The organism is Bradyrhizobium sp. B120 (assembly GCF_049075665.1).
Lineage (GTDB): Bacteria > Pseudomonadota > Alphaproteobacteria > Rhizobiales > Xanthobacteraceae > Bradyrhizobium.
In genome coordinates, this window is sequence record NZ_CP185242.1 from 3474303 (window position 1) to 3494228 (window position 19926).

Here is a 19926-nt window from a genome sequence, read left to right on the forward strand (position 1 = left end):
CGCCTTGACCACAGCGACCACCGTCTACGCCCGCTTTCGCGAGATCGCCCTCGAACGGGGTGAAGCCGGCTTTCTCAACGTGCTGCCCGAGACGGCCGAGATCTACGGCATCGCGGCCGGGGAGATCTCGTACCGTGCCATGTCGGAGCGGGTGGAGCGCTGGCGCACGGCGTTCGCTGACCGCGGCTACGGCAGAGGCCATCGGGTCGGGCTGTTGCTGCAGAACCGGCCGGTGTTCGTCGAGCTGTGGTTCGCGCTGAACGCGCTTGGCGTTTCCGTGGTGCCGATCAACCCCGATCTGCGGGTCAGCGAGCTCGAATACATCATCGCGCATTCCGAGATGAATGCCGCATTCGTCCTCGCCAAACGTCGGGGCGAGGTCGAGACGGCGGCGCGGCAGGCCGAGCGGCCGATTCCGGTTGCGACCGACAGCGGCGAAATTCCAGCCCCGTTCGGCGGCGCGCGGCCGGCGAACGCCGGCGACGGTTCGAGCGAATGCGCGCTGCTCTATACCTCGGGAACGACCGGCCAGCCCAAGGGCTGCGTGCTGACCAACACCTACTTTCTGTATTCCGGAGACTGGTATCGCGATGTCGGCGGCTTGATCGATCTCAGGAACGATGGCGAGCGCATGATCACGCCGCTGCCGCTGTTTCACATGAACGCGATGGCGGTGTCACTGATGGCGATGCTGTCGGTCGGCGGCAGCCTGACGATGCTCGATCGCTTCCATCCGCGCAGCTGGTGGAAATCGGTGCGCGACAGCCGGGCGACCTGCCTGCATTATCTCGGCGTCATGCCTTCGATGCTGATGAGCGCGCCGCCGACGAATGAAGATCGTGCGCACACCGTGCGGTTCGGCTTCGGCGCCGGCGTCGACAGGCTGCTGCACGCGCCGTTCGAAGAGCGCTTCGGCTTCCCGCTGCTCGAGGCCTGGGCGATGACCGAGCCCGGAAGCGGCGGCGTGATCGCCGCCCATGTCGAGCCGCGCAAGGTCGGCACGAGCTGTTTCGGACGTCCGGCGCGCGAGGTCGAAGTTCGGATCGTCGACGACGGCGGCAACGATGCGACGGCGGGAACGCCGGGCGAGCTCTTGGTGCGGCGGGCAGGGGATGATCCCCGCTACGGCTTCTTCAAGGAGTACCTGAAGAACAGCGAGGCCACCGCCGAGGCCTGGAAGGACGGCTGGCTCCATACCGGCGATATCGTGTCGCGCGATGCCGATGGCGATCTGCATTTCGTCGATCGCAAGAAGAACGTGATCCGCCGCTCCGGCGAGAACATCGCCGCGGTCGAGGTCGAATCCGTCCTCAACCGCCATCCGGCGATCCGGCAGGCCGCGGTCGCGGCGACGCCCGATCAGGTGCGCGGCGACGAGGTCGCGGCGGTCATCATCGCGGAGAATGCGGGGGCCGACCGCGCGCTGGCCGAGGACATCGTGCGCTGGAGCCTCGAGCAGATGGCCTATTACAAGGCGCCGGGCTGGATCTCGTTCGTCGACCAGCTTCCGCTCACCGCGACCGAGAAGATCCAGCGCGGCGGATTGAAGGAGTTCGTCGCGAAACTGATGCGCGATGGCGCGTTCTTCGATCTTCGCGACCTCAAGCGGCGGCAGGAGTGATCATGAGCCAGACCCGCACCACACTCATCACCGGAGGCAATTCCGGGATCGGCGATGCGCTGGCGAAAAAGCTCGTCGGCGAGGGGCAGCGGGTCGTCTCGGTCGGCCTCGAGAAGCCGGACTGGACCCACGATCTGCTCACCGCCTATCGCGCGGATTTGACCAGCATGGCCGAGACGAGGGCGATCGCCGAGGAGATCTGCCGCGACCATGCGGTCGATGGCCTCGTGCACAATGCCGGTGTTATCCTGCCGAACCTGCTGGCCGATGCCAAGCCGGAAGACATCCTGACGCTGGCGCAGTTGCATCTGGGCGCACCGATGCTGCTGACCCAGGCGGCGATGGAGGGGATGCGATCACGACGGTTCGGCCGGATCGTGTTCGTGAGCTCGCGCGCGGCGATGGGCGCGCCTACGCGCTCGGCCTATTCGGCGACCAAGGCCGGCGTGCACGGCATGGCGCGGACGTGGGCGCTGGAGCTGGCGTCGAGCGGGATCACGGTGAACGTGGTCGCACCGGGGCCGATCCTGACCGACAATTTCTGGGGCGTCGTCCCGAAGGACTCCGAGCAGCAGGAGCGGATGGCGCGCAACGTTCCGGTCGGGCGGCTCGGCTCACGCGAGGACGTGGCGCACGCGATCGGCTTCTTCCTCGACGAGCGTTCGGACTTCGTGACCGGGCAGGTGCTCTACGTCTGCGGCGGCACCAGCCTTGCCGGCCTCAGTCCCTGATCATACGGGATCAGATCTGGTTCTGGCGGATGTTCTCGACCATCCTGGCCAGCACGCGGGCGCACACCTCGATCTCGTCGGGATCGATACCCACGGTCAGCCGGTCGTAATTGTTCTCCATGATCGGCCAGATCTTCCGGAGCAGGGCCTCACCGTCCGCCGTCAATCCGACGACGCGGCGACGCTGGTCTTCCTCGGCGATCTCGCGCTTGACGAGACCCGATGACACCATCGACTCGACCATGCGGCTCGCGGTCGACTGCTCGGTGACGGCCAGAACGGCGATCTCGTTGACCGTTAGGGTCTTGTAGATGAACAGGACCGACAACGTCCGGAACACGACGTTGTTGATGTTGTGCTCGCTGAGATCGCGGTTCTGATCCAGGTTCCAGCGATTGGCGAGCCGGTTGAAGAGATAGGGAATGTAGCTTTGCAGCTGGTCGCGTGTCCGCGGTGGACCGGATTTCCATCTGCTCCTGGAGTCTTTGGCCATTATGTCTTGCGACCCTGCTTCTTGCTTTCGCTGCCAAGTCTTGAGGAGAGCGACCGCAGCACCGACAGTGCAGCCTCCAGCTCCGGGGCGGGGATACTTTCAAGCCGTTCGCTGAGGTGCCGCTTGTGCACGTCGGCCGCCTTCCTGAACAGTGCTTCGCCCTTCGGCGTCAGGCGCACGATGAACGACCGGCGGTCTTCGCTCGACATTTCCTTGCTGATCAGGTCGTCAGCCAGCAGGCGCTGCACCAGGCCCGAGACGTTGCCGCCGGATACTTTCAGGTTCTGCGACAACTGTCCGAGCGCCATTCCGTCCCTGTAGCGATCGAGCTGAGCCAGCACGTCGAACTTTGCCAGCGACAGCCCGAATTCCGAGCTCAGCATGGAATTCAGCGACGCAAACAGCTCGCCATGCAGCGACAGCAGTTGCAGCCACAGCCGGGTTTCAATCTGCCCGAACACGGGAGCCGTGCTCTCCTTGAGTGCTGCCGGCATCATGCAAAACTCTTGATGGTCTGGATCACGCCGTCGAGCTCCTTGCCCTCGCTGTCCTTCAGCGCGGCTTCCCGCAACCGGCGCGCCCAGTCGGCAGCATCGTCGCGCGGTGCGACCAGTCTGATCGCGGCCAGCGTCTTGTCGAATTTCGACAGGCCGCGGCTGTGGGTGTCGGAATAGCCTTTGACGAGGCGCCGGCATTGCAGGATTTCGACGCCCAACTGATAGTTCGCTCGCACCGCCTCCGTCGCGGCGTTGAGCCATTGGTCCCGATGGGCAGTCTCGACGGCGTGACGCAGCGAGCGGCGGCGGATGCCGCGAAGTCCGCCGACCACATAGAGCGCGAGGAACCAGGGCAGCGAGTAGGTCCGCACCCGGCGTCCCTTGTTGACGCGACGGTCGAGCCAGCCGAGCAGGCCCGGCCTGCCGCCAAGCCAGCGGCCAAAGCCCACCGGCAGCATGCCCATCACCTCTTCCATGCGGGGATGCATGAACTCGGTGGTCTGCAGCACCTGATCCTCGGACAATTCGAGCTCGCCCTCGATCCGCGCACGGCGGCTGGACCTGGTCTTGAGGTCGGCAACGCGGATGACGTCATCATAGGCCATGGCGTTGGCGAGATATTTTGCGGCGGCCCGGGTGAAGGCAAAATTGCGCTCGGCGCCACCGGAGCTGCGATCGGCGGCGTGGAGCTTGCCGAGGATGTCGAGATATTCGCCGCCATAGGCGACATCCTGGAAATCGACGACCTTCTTCAGCCCGGCGCGGCCGATGGCCTGCGCGGCCGCGGGCAACTCCTGCGACAGCCGGGCGGCGAGGCCGGCAAGACGAGGATCCAGCGCAGCCGCAGAGGGAGCGGTGTCGGCCGCCTCCGATTGCGCCGGCGGCGCCGGGGCCGGGGATTTCGACCGCACCCGGTCGAACGCCGCCTCGAACGCGCGAACGCTGGCCTGTGCGCCTTTGTCGCCGGCGCGGATGACGTCGAGATAGCTCTCGCGGCCAAAACTCAGCACGCCGGCGGCTGCGAGCGCGCCGAACATCGCGGCCGAGATCACGCTGCCATTGGCGATCGCCAGCGCGTTCATGTCGAAGATGATCTCGTTCTTGGCGGCAATTCCGATGGCGCCGGTCACCGCGCCCCCGTCGGCAATGCCGTTGCCCGGCGCGATCTTCTCGCCGATCGCAAATGTCCGGTGATTGGATGCGATCAGCGTGGTGCGGTCCGGCGTCACCAGGCCGCGCAGGATCGAGCGGCCGGCCTCCATGAATTCCGCCGCCATCACCACGTCGACATCGCCGGGCGTCGGCATCAGCGACAGGATCGGCTTGCGGCCATCGAGCGGCGGCATCGCCTCGATGTAGTAGATCGTGGCGCCGGTGCGCTGGGCGACGCCGGGCACCGATGTCGACTGCGCGACCCAGCCATGGTTTTCGGCGAGCTGGACGATCCAGTCGGTGAGGACACCGCCGCCCTGGCCGCCCATCGCGACGATCGCGATCGAGATCGGCCGCTCGGTCGCATCACCTGCGGCAGGAAGCGCCAGCTGGACCGTCTCGTCTCTCATGACAAGGCTCTCATGCCAAAGCCTCGAGCGCCGGACGCCGGCGATCACGCCGCCGTTGCAGCCAGCCGATCACGGCCATGGCGACCTTCGACTTGAACTTGTCCCAGCCGCTCGGATTGTGAATGACGTCCGCGCGATAGAACGAGGGGCACAGCACGGCTGCGTCCGCGACCTCGCCGCAATTGCCGCACCCGACGCAGGAATTGTCGATGGCCGCAACGGGATCGTCGCGCAAGGGATCGTCGAGCTGCTTGACCGAGAGCGACGGGCAGCCCGAGAGACGGATGCAGGCGTGGTCGCCGGTGCAGACGTCCTCGTCGACGCCGAAGCGTTCCTTGACGGTGCGAACGCCGTCCTTGATCGCCTTGCTGATCTGCGGCTTCACGCGGCGCTGCTTGTTCAGCATGCATTCGGAGGACGCGACGATGACCTTCGGGCCTTCCTCCTTGGTCGTCAGCGCTTCCTTCAGCGTGTCGCGCATCCGCCCGACATCGTAGGTGCGGTCGATCTGCCGGACCCATTGCCCGCCGATGCCCTTCACCGCCTGCACGATCGAGTTGTTGGTGTTGCGCCGCTTGCTCGTCGCGCGCGACGACAGGATGTCCTGACCGCCGGTCGCCGAGGTGTAGTAATTGTCGACGATGATGAAGACACCGTCATGCTTGTTGAAGACGGCGTTGCCGATGCCGCTGGTCAGCCCGTTGTGCCAGAACCCGCCGTCACCCATCACGGCGATCGAGCGCTTGTCGGCCTTGACGTTGAAGGCCGAGGTCGAGGCGGGTCCAAGGCCAAAGCCCATGGTCGTCGCGCCGATGTTGAACGGCGGCAGGATCGAGAACAGGTGGCAGCCGATGTCGGCCGAGACGTGGTGCTCGCCGAGCTCGCTCTCGACGAGCTTCATCGCGGCGAAGATCGGCCGCTCCGGACAGCCGGTGCAAAGCCCGGGCGGACGCGCCGGCACGACGTGCTTCAGCTTCTCTATCTCAGGGCGGTTAAGCACGGAGCTCGCGTCGGGCGCCGGCGGGCGATTGCCGAGCAGCCGCGGCTCGGTCTTCTCGATGAATTCTCTGATGCCGCCGAGCAGCACCTGCGCGGTATAGTCGCCGCCCATCGGCAGCACGTCCTTGCCGTGGATGCGCGCCTGGATATCCCTGCGGCGCAGCACCGTGTTGATCGCCTGCTCCAGATATTCCGGCTGGCCTTCCTCGACGATCAGGACGGCGTCCTTGTCGAGGCAGAACTCGGCGACCTCGGTGTCGATCACGGGGTAGGTGACGTTCATGACGTAAAGCGGAACCTGCGTGTTGCCATAGGCATCCGACAGCCCGAGATATTGCAGTGCGCGGATGACGTTGTTGTACATCCCGCCCTGCATGATGATGCCGACCTTGCCTTGCTTCGGCCCCATCCATTCATTCAGCTTGTTGTCGCGGACGAAGTTGATGGCCGCGGGCATCCGTGTCTTGATCTTCTCCTGCTCATGCTCGTAGGCGGCCGGCGGCAGCACGATGCGGCCGACGTCGCGCTTCGGATTGTTCAGGGCGTCCTTGATGGTGTGGGCTGGCCTGACATTGTCCTTGCAGGCAAAGCTGCCGTGCATGTGACAGGCGCGGACGCGCACCTCCAGCATGACGGGGGTGTTGGAGACCTCCGAGAGCTCAAAACCCTTCTCGATCAGGTTGACGATGCATTCATGGTCAGGCCGCGGATCCAGCAGCCAGATCTGCGATTTCATCGCAAAGGCATGGGTGCGCTCCTGCATGATCGAGGAGCCTTCGCCGTAATCCTCGCCGACGATGATCATCGTGCCGCCGGTGACGCCGCCGGAGGCGAGGTTGGCCAGCGCGTCGGAGGCAACATTGGTGCCGACCGTCGACTTCCACGCGACCGCGCCGCGCAGCGGATACATCACGGAAGCCGACAGCATCGCCGCCGCCGCCGCTTCATTGGCTGAGCTCTGGAACACGACGCCGAGATCGTCGAGCACATCCTTGGCGTCGGCCAGCACATCCATCAAATGCGAGATCGGCGAGCCCTGATAGCCGCCGACATAGGCGACGCCCGATTGCAGAAGTGCCTTGGTGATGGCGAGGATGCCTTCGCCGCGGAAGGTGTCGCCGTCGCCGAGCCGGAGATCCTCGACTTCGCGAGCAAAAGACCGTTCAGCCATTGCACCCTCCAGAAATATGCGATAGCATACGTTTACATGTAAAGTAAGTCAAACGCTGCGCCCCGCCATGGGCTTTGCTCCAGGCGGCGATCATGAGCCGGCGACAGGGTAGGGCCCATGCTGAAGCTGCCGCGCTTTAGAGCCGCCGCCGTCCAGGCTTCACCTGTATATCTCAACGCCAGCGCGACCGCCGACAAGGCCGCCTCACTGGTGCGTGAGGCGGCGGCGAACGGCGCGCGGCTGGTCGCATTCCCCGAAGTGTTCGTGCCCGGCTATCCCTATTGGAACTGGATCACCGATCCCGTCACCGGCAGCGCCTGGTTCGAGAAGCTCGTCAAGGCGTCGGTGCTGGTGCCGGATCCCGAGGTCGACGTCGTCCGGAAGGCGGCGCGCGATGCCGGGTGCTACGTCGTACTCGGCGTCAACGAGCGCAGCCCGGTGTCGCTCGGCGCAATCTACAACACGCTGGTCTTTATCGGTCCGGACGGAACGCTGCTCGGCAAGCACCGCAAGCTGGTGCCGACCTGGGCAGAGAAGCTGACCTGGACCGGCGGCGACGGGTCGAGCCTGCGCGTCTATGACACCGAGATCGGACGCCTCGGCGGGCTCGCCTGCGGCGAGAACACCAACACGCTCGCGCGCTTCGCGCTGCTCGGGCAGGGCGAGCTGGTTCACGTCGCGAGCTACATCTCGCTGCCCGTCGCGCCGCCGGACTACGACATGGCGGAGGCGATCAAGCTGCGCGCCATTGCCCATTCCTTCGAGGGAAAGATCTTCACGATCGTTTCTTGCTCGACCGTCTCGGAAGAGATCATCGCGGCGATGGAGACCGTCGTTCCCGACGCGCGGGCGCGCCTGCAGCGCAAGTCGAGCGCATTCTCCGGCGTGATCGGGCCGGACGGCCGTCTCGTCGGCGAGCCACTGATCGACGATGAAGGCATCGTCTATGCCGATATCGACCTCGAGCGCTGCATACAGCCGAAGCAGATGCATGACATCGTCGGGCACTACAACCGGTTCGACATCTTCGATCTGCGGGTCAATCGCCGTCCGCAGGCGCCGCTCGGCCTTTCGGAAGGCGCGGCCGATGCCGCGGAGCAGGCGGACTTCGTCTCAATTCCAGGCAGGACGGAATGATGGGACGTATCGATCCAACGAAGCCTCTTCACCGTCGTCCTGGCGAAAGCCAGGACCCATTACCCCGAATGGTCGTTGTCGAGCGATCCGGGGCCGCGATCCCTTTCACAACCACATGCGGTGGCTATGGGTCCTGGCCTTCGCCAGGACGACGGCTGTGGGCGTGGCGACAGGACGTCATGAGATAAGACTTGGAGGACAGGATGGGTGAAAACGTCATCGGCCGGGCCAATGTCGAGGATACTCCGGAGCTCAAGGCCTATTACAAGGACCTCGAGAAGTTCGAAGCCGCCGCACTGTGGACGGTCGCCAACAAGATCGAGCCGTGGCAGCCGCAGTCGGCATCCGTTCCGGTGCTTTGGCGCTACAGCGATCTGCGTGAGCACGTGCTGCGTTCGGTGGAGCTGGTTTCGCCGGAGAAGGCGGGACGGCGGGTTATCTATCTCAACAATCCCGGTCGCCGTGACGTGTCGGCCGCGGTCGGTTGGCTCTATTCGGGCTTGCAGGTGATGCACCCGGGCGAAGTGGCGTCGGCCCATGCGCATTCGGCCTCCGCCCTCCGCTTCATCATGGAAGGCGAGGGCGCCTACACCATTGTCGATGGTCACAAGATGACGCTCGGCGCGCGGGATTTCGTGCTGACGCCGAACGGCACCTGGCACGAGCATGGCGTCGAGGCAAACGGCTCGGTCTGCATCTGGCAGGATGGGCTCGACATTCCGCTCGTCAATGCGCTGGAGGCGAATTTCTTCGTCGTGCACCCGAAGATCCAGCAGGAGGAGTCGGGCTATCCCGTCGACGACATGACCAAGACCTGGGGCAATCCGGGCCTTCGGCCGGCGGGCTCGCGATGGTCGAACGGTTATTCACCGATGTTCAAATATGAGTGGGAGCCGACTTACGAGTCGTTGCGGAAGTATGCCGCCGCGACCGATGGATCGCCCTATGACGGCATCCTGATGAACTATGTCAATCCGATCACCGGCGGGCATGTGATGCAGACCATCGGCGCCAGCATGCAGCTGCTGCGAGCGGGCGAGACCACCAAATCGCACCGCCACACCGGAAGCTTCGTCTACCAGGTCGCCAAGGGACACGGCTATTCCGTGATCGGCGGCAAGCGGTTCGAGTGGCAGGAGCGCGACATCTTCTGCGTTCCGTCCTGGGCCTGGCATGAGCACGGCAACGCCTCGGCGAGCGAGGACGCCTGCCTGTTCTGCTTCAATGATCTGCCTGTCATCGAAGGGCTCGGTCTCTACCGCGAAGAGGCCTATGGCGACAATGCCGGCCACCAGCCGGTCGCGGCCTGACGTTTCCCCGCAGAATTCAACCCGAATAATCGGATCTAGCTTTCATGCGTCTTGTCACCTACACCTTGGGCTCAAGCGGCGCCCGTCTTGGAGCCCTCGTCAATGGACTGGTCGTCGATGTCGAGCACCTTGGTGCGTCCAGCGGTGTGACATGGCCGGGTGATATGCTGTCGTTCATCGACAACAGCGTGACCCTACTGCCCGCGCTCGAGGATGCACTGGAGGACGCCAATGGCCGGTTCCCAGCCGGCTCGGCGGTTGCGGTCGAGGATGTGAAGCTGCAAGCGCCGATCCCGCGCCCGCGCAAGAACATCTTCGGGATCGGGCTGAACTATCGCGCGCATGTCGCGGAGTCCTCCAAGAGCCTCGACACCGACAAGGATCTGCCGAAGCAGCCGGTCGTGTTCTCCAAGCCGCCGACCGCCGTGATCGGGCCGGGAGCCGCGATCCAGCACAATGCCAGCATGACTAAGCAACTCGACTGGGAGGTCGAGCTTGCCGTCATCATCGGCAAGACCGCGACGCGCATCCCGGTCGAGAAGGCGATGGACCACGTGTTCGGCTATTCCGTGATGATCGACATTTCCGCACGCGACAATCGCCGCGCCGGGCAGTGGATCTTTTCCAAGGGCATGGACACCTACGCGCCGTTCGGCCCGTGCATCGTGACCGCGGATGAGATTCCCGATCCGCATGATCTCAGGCTGTGGCTGACCAAGAACGGCGTCATGAAGCAGGACTCCAACACCAAATACATGATCTTCGATATTCCGGTCCTGATCGCCGACATCTCGTCCGGCATGACGCTCGAGCCGGGCGATATCATCGCGACCGGAACGCCCGAAGGCGTCGGCGCCGGCATGAACCCGCAGGAATGGCTGTGGCCCGGCGATGTGGTCGAGGCCGGTGTCGACGGCGTCGGCGTCATCCGGCACCCCGTCGTTGCGATCTGATGACGTCGTTCTCGTTCGATCGTGAGCTGAGGTTCGGGGACTGCGATCCATCGGGGATCGCCTATTTCCCGTCCTACCTGAATATCCTCAACGGCGTGGTCGAGGAGTTCTGGGCCACGATCGGGTTTCCCTGGCCGGAGTTGATCACGGTCCGCAGGATAGGGACCCCGACCGTGCATCTGGCTTGCGACTTTTCGCGGCCGTCGAAGTTCGGCGATCGCCTGACGTTTGGCCTCTGCATCGTCAAGGTCGGCCGCGCCTCGCTCCATCTGGCGCACGTCGTGACGGCCGCAGATGGCGTGCGCTGGCGCGCGCGCCAGATCCTTGCCGCGACGTCGCTGGTCGATCATCACGCGATCCCATGGCCCGACGACGTTCGTGCGGCTCTCATCTCGCATCTGCAAGCCGGCGAGGAGAGGGCTGCATCATGATCTCGCTGTTCATGACGTTCTCCGATCCGAAAGGCGAGCGGCGAATTCACGCGGACGATCTTGCGGCTGCGGCCGCCATGGTGGGGTCCACTCCGGGGATCGCCGAAGGCTTGCTGTTTACGCCGCTGGAGCAATCGGTCGATCATCCCTACAAGGCCGACGGGCGAGGGCCGGTATTTGCGCTGCAACTGCGTTTTCCGAACCTCTTTGCATGCGAGGCCGCGATGGATCGCGGCGGCGTGCTCGCAGATCTTGCGGCAGGTCGCGGACTGCCGAGCCTGGCCGGATTGGACGTGATGCATCAGGCGATGGTGACGCGCGCCTTTCCGGTCGACGACGCCGCGCATGCGAAAGGCACGGTCACGCCGTGCAGCTACCTCGTGCATTACCCCGGGCCGGCCGACGACATGAATGCCTGGAATTTGCACTACCTGGAGCATCATCCGTCGATCATGCGGACCTTCCCCGACGTCCGCCAGATCGAGATCTACACGCGCATCGATTGGGTCGACCGGCTGCCGTCGCAGCGGGTCGCGTACATGCAGCGCAACAGGCTGATGTTCGACAGCCCGCAAGCCCTTGCGCGCGCGCTGAGCTCCGACGTGATCAAGCGCATGCGCGCAGACTTCGTCCGGTTTCCGCCGTTCGCGGGCGGCAACAAGCATTATCCGATGCTGACGAGGATCGTCCCGGCAAGGAAGACGAGTGAGATGGGCGAGGGCGGAACGCCGCGATGATGGCACCGTAGCGAGAACACTGGACCCCGATCACAGCTCGGGGGCAGCCCACCTCTGGACACTGACATCCGCCAGCGCCTCGAATATAGCCGGCGTGCGTTCCAGGCGTGCGATCGTTCGCGCGCCTTCGAGGGCGGCTACCAATGCGGCTGCGGTAGAGGATGCGCGCGCGGGAGCGAAACCGCACCCTCTGAAATGCTCCGCGACAATCTCGGTCGAGTCAACAAATCCGCGCGCGACCCGCTTGGTCAGCTCGGCGTCGAGCGCGGGCAGCTCATTCGCCAGATTCTGCATCAGACATCCGTACTGGAAATCTGAGGCGACCATTTCGGCCGCGAACGTGCTGAAAATCCGATGCACGAAATTCAGGGCATCGCCGGCCGTATTCGCCGAGATATTCCGCAATACCGCAATTCTAGCCGCGACGTAATGATCGATTGCTTCCTCTGCGAGCTGTGCCTTGCCGCGTGGAAAGTGAAAGTAGAACGATCCTTTGGGCGCACCGCTTTCTGCAATGATCTGGGTCAATCCAGTCGCCGTGTAGCCTTGGATGCGGAACAGTCGTTCGGCGGTGGCAATCGCGCGAGCGCGAGCGTCAGTCTTACGTGGCATGCCGCGAACGTAACACCTTTCGCTTGACGCTACTATGGCGATTGCCATACTATGGTGATCACCATAGTAGGAAATCCGATGATGCCCCTCGGCCAAGCGCCTGCACGCGGACGGTGCGTTCCGTCATGAGTCATCCATTTGGTTTCAAGCCATCGGCGTCCCGACGAGCCGTCCTGGCGATGGGCGCGGCCGGCCTGGTTGCGGCCTCGCTTCGACCGGCCCGCGCAAACCCCATAGGAGGAACTGATTTGATCACATCAGCATATGGCGATGGAACGCTTCCCAAGGGGGTCCGCTCGCGCATGATCCATGGGGTCAACGGGCTCGATGTCCATATTCTCGAGGCCGGTTACGAAAGCCCCGGCCGTCCGCTCGCGCTGCTTCTGCACGGCTTTCCGGATTTGGCATACGGCTGGCGACACCTGCTCCCGCTGCTTGCTGACGCCGGGTACCATGTGGTGGCGCCCGACCAGCGAGGCTTTGGCCGCACCACCGGTTGGGTGAACGGCTATGACGCCCCGCTACAACCGTTCAGCCTCTTGAACATGACGCGTGACGCCCTCGGATTGGTTTCGGCGTTGGGGTATCGGCGCACGGCCATGCTCGTCGGGCACGACTTCGGCTCGCCCGTGGCGGCCTATTGTACGCTGGCGCGACCTGACGTCTTTCCCTCGGTGGTGCTGATGAGCGCACCGTTCCCCGGTCCGCCGGCGTTTCCGTTCAACACTGCGGACAGCGAGGCATCGTCGGTCCAGCCGAACACTGAAAATCAAAAGTTGGCGGCCGCGCTGGCGGCGCTCGATCCGCCGAGAGAGCATTACCAACAATATTTGAGCACACGGGGGGCGAACGATGACATGTGGCACCCCCCTCAGGGTTTACATGCGTTTCTTCGTGCATTCTTCCACGTCAAGAGCGCTGACTGGCCGGGAAACAAGCCGCATCCGTTGAAGGCGCGAACCGCCGTCGAACTTGCACAAATGCCGACCTATTACGTCATGGATCTCGGCAAGACGATGCCCCAGACCGTCGCTCCATTCCACCCTTCCGCCGCCGAGGTCCAGGCCTGCAAATGGCTCACCGAGCCGGAACTTGGCGTGTACACCGAGGAGTATGGCCGCACCGGGTTTCAAGGCGCCCTGCAGGCTTATCGCGTCTATTCCGATCCCGACCTGAACGCTGAGTTGCGCCTGTTTTCGGGCAAGACGATCGATGTCCCGTCGCTCTTCATCGGCGGGACGAGCGATTGGGGCACCTATGCGGCGCCGGGCGCGGTCGATGTTATGAGGACGAAGGCGGCGACGCGGATGGGCGGCATCGAACTGATCGACGGCGCCGGTCACTGGATCCAGCAGGAGCAGCCGGCTCGGCTCAGCATGCTCCTGCTCGCCTTCATCAAGCAGGTGGGTGCGCGTAGCGCCGAGCCGACAAGCCATTGATGTTGCTGTGGCCGGCTACTGTGCATGGGGTTGTTTTCGATGTTTTTGGTGTACGGCTCGCCGGGACCGACCCAAACCGGTCTCAGTGTCCGCCGAGATAGGCCGTGATCAGCCTGGGATCGTGGATCAGATCCTTGGCAGGGCCGGACTGCACGATCTCGCCGGTCTCCAGCACGTAACCATAATCGGCGGTCTCGAGCGCGGCGCGGGCGTTCTGCTCGACCAGCAGGATGGACACGCCGAGGTCGCGCAAGGAGGCGATGGTGCGAAAGATCTCGCGCACGATCAGCGGCGCGAGGCCGAGACTGGGCTCGTCCAGCATCAGGAGCGCGGGCTTGGCCATCAGCGCGCGCCCGAGCGCGAGCATCTGGCGTTCGCCGCCGGACAGCGTGCCTGCGGCCTGGCGTTGTCGTTCCCTGAGCCGGGGAAAGCGATCATAGACCTCATCCAGCGTCTGTCGGACACCGGAGCGGTCGCGCAGGCTGTAGGAGCCGAGCAGGAGGTTGTCGGCAACCGACATATCGGAGAACAGCTCGCGCTTCTCCGGAACGAGGCAGAGCCTGCGCTCGACGCGATCCTCGACGGACATCTTACCGAGATCGCTGCCGCGGAACGCCATGCGGCCACGCGATCCGAGCAGCCCGATGGCGGCCATCAGCAGCGTGGTCTTGCCGGCGCCGTTCGGACCGATCACGGTGACGATCTGGCCCTCGTCGACCGACAGCGAGACGTTACGCACGGCCTCGACGTTGTCGTAGCAGACGGTGACGTCGGTCATGGAAAACATCTCGCTCACGCAACGCCCCCGAGATAGGCCTCTTGCACCCGCTCGTCGCTGCGGATCGCGCTCGGGACGCCCTCGCAAAGCTTGGAGCCGAAATCGAGCACCACGATGCGGTCGACCAGCGACATCACGAACTCCATGTCGTGCTCGACGATGAGGATAGTGAGGTGATCCGCGCGCAGCGATCGGAGCAGCTCCGCCAATCTCAGCTTTTCCTGGCGGCGCAGGCCTGCCGCCGGCTCGTCCAGCACCAGGAGGGCAGGATCCGCGGCGAGCGCGCGTGCGATCTCCAGGATGCGCTGGTTGCCGAGCGGAAGATTGCCGGCAAGCTCGAACGGCTTGTCGCCAAGCCCGACGCGCTCGAGCTGCATCAGCGCCTCGTGCCGGGCGCTGGCTTCCTCGCGCTGGTTGAGGCGAAAGGCGCCGGCGAACAGGCCGGTGCGGGTTCGGCTGTAGGTGCCGAGCATGACGTTCTCCAGCAGGCTCATGCGCGGCCGCAGCTTGACATGCTGGAAGGTCCGGGCGACGCCGGCCTTGGCGATGCGGGATTGCGGATCGCGCGTGATCAGGCGCCCGGCAAAGACGATTTCGCCCTTGTTGACCCGCAGCGCGCCGGTCAGGCAGTTGAACATCGTGCTCTTGCCGGCGCCGTTCGGGCCGATGACGGCAAGTATCTCGCCGGACCGCACCTCGAAGCTGACATTGTTGACCGCGACGAGGCCGCCGAACCGGCGCTCGGCGCCGTCGACCTTGAGAAGAAGCTCGCCCGGTGCCGGCTGCGGACGGCGCGGCAGCGGCGGTGCCGGGTGCGGCCGCTCGCGCCTGGTCTTCGGCAGATAGCGCGCAATGGAGGGGACGATGCCTTGCCGCGCCCATTGCAGGAACAGGATGAACAGCGCGGAGAAGGCGACGATCTCGAGCTGACCGGATGCGCCCTTGGCGATCAGCGGCAGATAATCCTGCACGCTGTTCTTGAGCAGCGTCACGATGGCGGCGCCGACCACACCGCCGAGCAGGCTGCCGGCGCCGCCGACCATCGTCATCATCAGATATTCGATGCCCATGCTGGCATCGAACGGACCCGGGCTGATGAAGCGGCTCATATGCGCGTAAAGCCATCCGGACAGCGAGGCCAGGAACGCCGCGATCACGAAGGTCACGAGCTTGATCCGGAAGGCGTTGATGCCGAGGCTCTCGACCAGCGTATTGCCGCCGCGCAGCGCCCGCATGGCGCGGCCGAGCCGCGAGTCCAAGAGATTGTAGCCGAGCAGGAGCACCAGGGCGACGATGCCCCAGATCAGATAATAGATCTGTGCGCTGGAGACGAGCGCGAACGAGCCGAGGCTGATCGGCGGGATCGACGAGATGCCGTTGAAGCGGCCGAGCCCCTCGACATTGCCGAACAGGAAGCCGATCGCAAGGCCCCATGCGACGGTCGAGAGCGAGAGGAAATGACCCTGCAAGCGCAAGGTGGCGACGCCGAGGATGGCCGCGACGCCGCAGGTCAGCGCCACTCCGAACAGCAGGCCGAGCCAGGGCGATTGCCCGTTCAGGGCGGAGACCCACGCCGTCGCATAGGCCGCGATGCCGACGAACGCAGCCTGTCCGAACGACACGATGCCGCCGACGCCGGTGAGGAGCGCAAGGCCGATGGCGACCAGCGAATAGATCCCGATATAGTTCATCAGCGTGACGCTGAACGGGCTCAGCACGAGCGGCGCGAGCGCGAGGCACGCCAGTGCTGCTACGGCTGCGAGCTGCACATGAAGGCGCGTCATTCCTCGATCTCCTCCTCGGAATGCAGCGAGGCGAGGGATCGCCAGATCAGAACCGGGATCAGCAGCGAGAACACGATCACGTCCTTCAAGGCACTGCTCTGGAAGGATGCGAAGCTTTCGAGGATGCCGACCCCGACCGCGCCGATCGCAGCACCAGGATAGCTGGTCATGCCGCCGACGATGGCGCCGACGAACGCCTTGAGCCCGATCAGGAAGCCGGAATCGTAGAACACGGTATTCACCGGCGCGATCAGGATGCCGGATACGCCGGCCATCAGCGAGCCCAGCAGATAGGCGATAGTGCCGGCCCGCGCCGGCCGGATCCCCATCAGTCGGGAGCCGGTCCGGTTCACCGCGGTGGCGCGGAGCGATTTGCCGACCAGCGTGAAGTCGAAGAAGAGATAGAGGAGACCGCTGAAGACCAGTGCGGCGAGCACGATCAGCATGGTCTGGCCCGAGATCAGGACCCCGGCGAACTCCGTCGATAACGACGTCAGTGGTTCGGTCCGGACGCCCTCGGGGCCGAAGAACAGCAGGCCGAGGCCGACCAGCGCGAAATGCAGCGCTACCGAGACCGTCAGCAGCAGCAGCACCGTGCCGTCGGCGATCGGGCGGAACACGATCCGGTCAAGCAGAGGGGCGATCGGCGTGATCAGCATCAGTGCGAGCACGAGCCGGACCGCGAGCGGCGGATCCAAGCGCGTGGTGAGCCAGGCGATGCCGACCACCGCCAACGGAACGGCGAGATAGAACAGAAGCGCGCGTGGCAGCAGGCGAAGCTCGCCCGTGCGAATGAGCGAAATGATCTCGATCAGGGTCGCAAGGCACGCCAGCACCACGACCAGCGCGCCGGTCCCTGGAAAACGCTTGGCATCGAGGGCCGCAAGCGTCAGCGCGGTGAAGGCGGCGATGTCGCCGAAGGGAATGAAGATGACCCGCGTCACCGTGAAGATGAGCACGGTTCCGATCGCCACCAGCGCGTAGACCGCGCCGGTGGCGATCCCGTCGATCGCAAGGATGGCCGCGATGTCGCTCGTCATTGAGACGCCGTTCCCCCGTTCTGACCGCCGGCCATCTTTCGTCTATGGCGCGTACTTCCAGGCGCCGCCGGTCAGGCGGACCACCACCAGCGAGCGCTCGTCGACGCCGGTGACCGCACCGGGCTTGAAGTTGTAGACGGCATGCACGCCGGGCAGTTCCTTGGTGCTGAGGATGGCGTCTCGCAGCGCCGTGCGGAATTCCGTCGTCCCGGGCTTCGCGGTCTTCAGCGCCCGCTCGGCGGCGTTGGCAAAGATCAGCCAGGCGTCGAACGAGTAGGCGGAGAATCCGTCGGTGGTCGGAATGTTGTGGGTCTTCTGGTAGATCGCGCGGAAATCGAGTGCGATTTTCTTGGCAAAGTGGTCGTCCGGAAGCTGCTCGGCCACGATCACGGGGCCGGCGGAGACCTGAATGCCCTCGGCGGCCTTGCCACCCACGGTGACGAAGTCCGGATTGACCAGCGCCACAGTGCCGTAGGTGTTGCCCTTGAAGCCGCGCTCGGAGAGCGTGATGAGCGGCAGCGCGCCTTGCGTACCGGAGCCACCGATCAGCACTGCGTCGGGACGAGCAGCCATGACCTTGAGAATCTGCGCGGTCACCGAGGTATCGGTGCGAGCATAGCGCTCGTTGGTCTGGACCTTGATGTCGTCAGTGGGCTCGGCGGCCTTGGCCCCGTTGTAGACGAGGTCGCCCCACGCATCGGAGAAGCCGATATAGCCGATGTTCTTCATGCCGTCGCGCTTCATCCGGTCGGCGACGATCTTGACCAGCAGCGAAGCCGGCTGCGGCACCGCGACGACCCATTGCTCCGGCGAGTCCGGAAGCTTGCCGACCGGTGAGATCGAGATCATCGGCACCTTCAATTCGCTGGCGACGGCCGCCATGGCGATGGTCGAAGGGGTCGTCGCGGTACCGATCAGCAAATCGACCTTCTCTTCTTCCACGAGCTTGCGCGCGTTGCGCGTCGCGGCCGACGGATCAGAACCGTCGTCGAGCTGGATCAGGCGGATGGTCTCGCCGTTGATCGTCTTCTTGTATTCATAGGCGGCATTGATGCCGCGCCCATAGGGGATGCCGATCGACGCGCCGTTGCCGCTCAGCGAGGTGACAAAGCCGATCGTGATGTCGGCTTGCGCAGCCGGTGCTGCGAAGACGCCGGCGACAAGTGCGAGTAAGCCCAGGGTCTTCTGCCGCATTTGCGTTGTCCTCCGTTGATGCTGGATACGATTGTCTGGCAGCCGGGCAGGAGCCCGAACTGTGCACGAACCGATTGAAGGCATTGCTGCAGCGCCAGACGCCGGGCGCGGCGAGAGGGAAGTTCGCTTGGCCGGGACGTCAGCGGCCATGGCGAGGTGTGCCGCTCGAATAGCGGGCGGGTGTGCGGCAACCGGCGTGCATCTGTCGAAAAGAATGAAAGCGAATGCCGCAGCCGCGATGCGCGACGGGCGATGTTGCTGCCGGCCCTCCAGGCCCGACGCTAGTCCACGCGATTGAGTTTCTCAAAATCGGTGCCCTGCAACATCATCGTTATTGGCCACCGGCAGCAGCCGATGGTCGATTACTTAAAGCCTAAAGTATTTTCCGTGGCGTAGTCAACACGTGTCGCGGGGCTGTCAGAAAAAAATGTTGCTGCATACAATTCCGTCAGAGTGCGCCACTTCCTTCATCTCTTCGTCCCGAAAAATGGGCCTTCCGGTCGCGCTGGAGAGACCTCGTCGGCGGGCTCCATGCTGCGCATTTGACGGGTCAATTAGTTTATGGTTGAAATATCTCCGTCGGCAGGCCGACGGCCGATGCTCCCGTCACCGTTTGAGGAGAAGGGCGATGCGCATCTTCTGGCAGAGTTTCGTCGATGCGAGCGTGAACGCGCCCTACATGGCGCGGCTGTCGGAGTACCTCAACACGATCGCCGCGCCCGGCTCGACGGTCCACGTCGAGGGCATTTCACCGCCGGATCGGGAGTTCGGCCGGCTTGCCGAACTGCGCTGCGCGGTTCAGGCGATCGACAACGGCATCGCGGCCGAGGAGGGCGGGTTCGACGCCTTCGTGATGGGCCACTTCCAGGATCCGGGACTTTATGAACTCCGCGCGACGCTCGACATTCCCGTGATCGGGACCGGCGAGGCGACGCTGCTTGCGGCCTCGCAACTCGGCCGGCGCCTCGGCCTCGTGACGCTCGATCCGGTCTTCGAGGTCTGGCACTACGAGCAGGCTGAACGTTACGGCCTCGGTGATCGCGTCGTCCACGTGACCGGCCTCGGTTGCAAGCCGGAGGATTTCGCTAGCGCGTTCGCGGGCGATCAGGCGGCCCACGCCCGGATGATCGAGGATTTCCTGGCCTGCGCCCTGCCGCTGGTCGAGCGCGGAGCCGACGTCGTGATCCCTGCCGGTGTGCTGCCGAGCCTCTTGATCGGGCGAGAGCACGGTCTGAAGGTTGGGCATGCGCCGGTCGTGAACTGCGCCGCGGTGGCGTTGAAGAGCGCCGAGATGTGGGTGCAGCTCAGGCAGCTCAACGGCACCGAGCCGAGCCGCGGGCCGAGCTTCAAGCGAGCTAGTGCCCAAGCACGTGACGATTTCCGGGCGATGCTCGCGCGCAACAAGCGTTAGCGCCCGAACAGCCGACCAGCTCTGGA

Annotated in this window: 18 protein-coding genes; 9 read left to right on the forward strand and 9 right to left on the reverse strand. The window is 64.6% G+C overall.

What is annotated here, in order from left to right; all coding sequences use genetic code 11:
• Positions 1 to 4: 4 nt before the first annotated feature.
• Together ACOIX3_RS15665 and ACOIX3_RS15670 are read left to right on the forward strand one after the other, a co-directional pair.
• Positions 5 to 1621 (forward strand): ATP-dependent acyl-CoA ligase, encoded by a 1617-nt coding sequence (locus ACOIX3_RS15665; RefSeq protein ID WP_420970713.1) that lies wholly within the window; start codon positions 5 to 7, stop codon positions 1619 to 1621.
• Positions 1622 to 1623: 2 nt separating this feature from the next.
• Positions 1624 to 2352, forward strand: coding sequence for an SDR family NAD(P)-dependent oxidoreductase (locus tag ACOIX3_RS15670; RefSeq protein ID WP_420970714.1), 729 nt, complete (start codon positions 1624 to 1626; stop codon positions 2350 to 2352).
• A 10-nt stretch (positions 2353 to 2362) separates the two neighbouring features.
• Here ACOIX3_RS15670 and ACOIX3_RS15675 read toward each other — a convergent pair whose 3' ends face one another.
• From ACOIX3_RS15675 to ACOIX3_RS15690, 4 genes are read right to left on the reverse strand one after another with little or no spacing between them, the layout of a single operon-like run.
• Positions 2363 to 2845, reverse strand: a complete 483-nt coding sequence (locus tag ACOIX3_RS15675) for a MarR family winged helix-turn-helix transcriptional regulator (protein WP_420970715.1) — start codon at positions 2843 to 2845, stop codon at positions 2363 to 2365.
• Complete coding sequence (locus ACOIX3_RS15680) at positions 2845 to 3342, reverse strand: MarR family winged helix-turn-helix transcriptional regulator (RefSeq protein ID WP_420970716.1); 498 nt, start codon at positions 3340 to 3342, stop codon at positions 2845 to 2847. The genes ACOIX3_RS15675 and ACOIX3_RS15680 overlap by 1 nt, the downstream gene beginning before the upstream one ends.
• A complete protein-coding gene (locus ACOIX3_RS15685) occupies positions 3339 to 4904 on the reverse strand; it encodes an indolepyruvate oxidoreductase subunit beta family protein (protein WP_420970717.1) in 1566 nt (521 codons plus the stop codon). Before ACOIX3_RS15685 ends, ACOIX3_RS15680 begins: the two co-directional genes overlap by 4 nt.
• Before the next feature lie 10 nt (positions 4905 to 4914).
• A complete protein-coding gene (locus tag ACOIX3_RS15690) occupies positions 4915 to 7074 on the reverse strand; it encodes a thiamine pyrophosphate-dependent enzyme (RefSeq protein ID WP_420970718.1) in 2160 nt (719 codons plus the stop codon).
• Between the two features lie 117 nt (positions 7075 to 7191).
• Here ACOIX3_RS15690 and ACOIX3_RS15695 point away from each other — a divergent pair, with 117 nt between their 5' ends.
• The 5 genes from ACOIX3_RS15695 (at position 7192) to ACOIX3_RS15715 (ending at position 11642) form a co-directional block, all read left to right on the forward strand.
• The gene (locus tag ACOIX3_RS15695) at positions 7192 to 8211 is read left to right on the forward strand and encodes a carbon-nitrogen hydrolase family protein (RefSeq protein ID WP_420970719.1); all 1020 of its coding nucleotides are present in this window, start codon (positions 7192 to 7194) and stop codon (positions 8209 to 8211) included.
• A 203-nt stretch (positions 8212 to 8414) separates the two neighbouring features.
• Positions 8415 to 9521, forward strand: a complete 1107-nt coding sequence (locus ACOIX3_RS15700; RefSeq protein WP_420970720.1) for a cupin domain-containing protein — start codon at positions 8415 to 8417, stop codon at positions 9519 to 9521.
• A 44-nt stretch (positions 9522 to 9565) separates the two neighbouring features.
• Entirely contained in the window at positions 9566 to 10474 is a 909-nt protein-coding gene (locus tag ACOIX3_RS15705) for a fumarylacetoacetate hydrolase family protein (protein ID WP_420970721.1), read from the forward strand.
• On the forward strand, positions 10474 to 10905 hold the full coding sequence (locus ACOIX3_RS15710) for an acyl-CoA thioesterase (RefSeq protein WP_420970722.1): 432 nt from the start codon (positions 10474 to 10476) through the stop codon (positions 10903 to 10905). Before ACOIX3_RS15705 ends, ACOIX3_RS15710 begins: the two co-directional genes overlap by 1 nt.
• Positions 10902 to 11642: a hypothetical protein gene (locus ACOIX3_RS15715; RefSeq protein WP_420970723.1), complete on the forward strand. Its 741-nt coding sequence runs from the start codon at positions 10902 to 10904 to the stop codon at positions 11640 to 11642. The genes ACOIX3_RS15710 and ACOIX3_RS15715 overlap by 4 nt, the downstream gene beginning before the upstream one ends.
• 30 nt (positions 11643 to 11672) lie before the next feature.
• On the opposite strand, the gene ACOIX3_RS15720 is transcribed toward ACOIX3_RS15715, so the two are convergent.
• On the reverse strand, positions 11673 to 12254 hold the full coding sequence (locus ACOIX3_RS15720; RefSeq protein ID WP_420970724.1) for a TetR/AcrR family transcriptional regulator: 582 nt from the start codon (positions 12252 to 12254) through the stop codon (positions 11673 to 11675).
• A 248-nt stretch (positions 12255 to 12502) separates the two neighbouring features.
• Here ACOIX3_RS15720 and ACOIX3_RS15725 point away from each other — a divergent pair, with 248 nt between their 5' ends.
• Positions 12503 to 13693 (forward strand): alpha/beta fold hydrolase, encoded by a 1191-nt coding sequence (locus ACOIX3_RS15725; protein WP_420970725.1) that lies wholly within the window; start codon positions 12503 to 12505, stop codon positions 13691 to 13693.
• Positions 13694 to 13775: 82 nt separating this feature from the next.
• On the opposite strand, the gene ACOIX3_RS15730 is transcribed toward ACOIX3_RS15725, so the two are convergent.
• From ACOIX3_RS15730 to ACOIX3_RS15745, 4 genes are read right to left on the reverse strand one after another with little or no spacing between them, the layout of a single operon-like run.
• Positions 13776 to 14489 carry an ABC transporter ATP-binding protein gene (locus tag ACOIX3_RS15730; protein WP_420970726.1) on the reverse strand — a complete coding sequence of 238 codons (714 nt, stop codon included), beginning with the start codon at positions 14487 to 14489 and terminating at the stop codon, positions 13776 to 13778.
• Entirely contained in the window at positions 14486 to 16255 is a 1770-nt protein-coding gene (locus ACOIX3_RS15735) for an ABC transporter permease subunit (RefSeq protein ID WP_420970728.1), read from the reverse strand. Before ACOIX3_RS15735 ends, ACOIX3_RS15730 begins: the two co-directional genes overlap by 4 nt.
• Entirely contained in the window at positions 16252 to 17295 is a 1044-nt protein-coding gene (locus ACOIX3_RS15740) for a branched-chain amino acid ABC transporter permease (protein ID WP_420970729.1), read from the reverse strand. Before ACOIX3_RS15740 ends, ACOIX3_RS15735 begins: the two co-directional genes overlap by 4 nt.
• Positions 17296 to 17337: 42 nt before the next feature.
• The gene (locus tag ACOIX3_RS15745) at positions 17338 to 18489 is read right to left on the reverse strand and encodes an ABC transporter substrate-binding protein (RefSeq protein WP_420970730.1); all 1152 of its coding nucleotides are present in this window, start codon (positions 18487 to 18489) and stop codon (positions 17338 to 17340) included.
• Positions 18490 to 19117: 628 nt separating this feature from the next.
• On the opposite strand from ACOIX3_RS15745, the gene ACOIX3_RS15750 reads away from it, so the two are divergent.
• Positions 19118 to 19900: an aspartate/glutamate racemase family protein gene (locus tag ACOIX3_RS15750; protein WP_420970731.1), complete on the forward strand. Its 783-nt coding sequence runs from the start codon at positions 19118 to 19120 to the stop codon at positions 19898 to 19900.
• Positions 19901 to 19926 lie beyond the last annotated feature (26 nt).

Bases quoted from the DNA above. Each gene is read 5' to 3' on its own strand.
- ACOIX3_RS15670 (WP_420970714.1), top strand. From the start codon at position 1,624: ATGAGCCAGACCCGCACCACACTCATCACCGGAGGCAATTCCGGGATC.
- ACOIX3_RS15675 (WP_420970715.1), bottom strand. From the start codon at position 2,845: ATGGCCAAAGACTCCAGGAGCAGATGGAAATCCGGTCCACCGCGGACA.
- ACOIX3_RS15680 (WP_420970716.1), bottom strand. From the start codon at position 3,342: ATGATGCCGGCAGCACTCAAGGAGAGCACGGCTCCCGTGTTCGGGCAG.
- ACOIX3_RS15685 (WP_420970717.1), bottom strand. From the start codon at position 4,904: ATGAGAGACGAGACGGTCCAGCTGGCGCTTCCTGCCGCAGGTGATGCG.
- ACOIX3_RS15690 (WP_420970718.1), bottom strand. From the start codon at position 7,074: ATGGCTGAACGGTCTTTTGCTCGCGAAGTCGAGGATCTCCGGCTCGGC.
- ACOIX3_RS15695 (WP_420970719.1), top strand. From the start codon at position 7,192: ATGCTGAAGCTGCCGCGCTTTAGAGCCGCCGCCGTCCAGGCTTCACCT.
- ACOIX3_RS15700 (WP_420970720.1), top strand. From the start codon at position 8,415: ATGGGTGAAAACGTCATCGGCCGGGCCAATGTCGAGGATACTCCGGAG.
- ACOIX3_RS15705 (WP_420970721.1), top strand. From the start codon at position 9,566: ATGCGTCTTGTCACCTACACCTTGGGCTCAAGCGGCGCCCGTCTTGGA.
- ACOIX3_RS15710 (WP_420970722.1), top strand. From the start codon at position 10,474: ATGACGTCGTTCTCGTTCGATCGTGAGCTGAGGTTCGGGGACTGCGAT.
- ACOIX3_RS15715 (WP_420970723.1), top strand. From the start codon at position 10,902: ATGATCTCGCTGTTCATGACGTTCTCCGATCCGAAAGGCGAGCGGCGA.
- ACOIX3_RS15720 (WP_420970724.1), bottom strand. From the start codon at position 12,254: ATGCCACGTAAGACTGACGCTCGCGCTCGCGCGATTGCCACCGCCGAA.
- ACOIX3_RS15735 (WP_420970728.1), bottom strand. From the start codon at position 16,255: ATGACGCGCCTTCATGTGCAGCTCGCAGCCGTAGCAGCACTGGCGTGC.
- ACOIX3_RS15740 (WP_420970729.1), bottom strand. From the start codon at position 17,295: ATGACGAGCGACATCGCGGCCATCCTTGCGATCGACGGGATCGCCACC.
- ACOIX3_RS15745 (WP_420970730.1), bottom strand. From the start codon at position 18,489: ATGCGGCAGAAGACCCTGGGCTTACTCGCACTTGTCGCCGGCGTCTTC.
- ACOIX3_RS15750 (WP_420970731.1), top strand. From the start codon at position 19,118: ATGCGCATCTTCTGGCAGAGTTTCGTCGATGCGAGCGTGAACGCGCCC.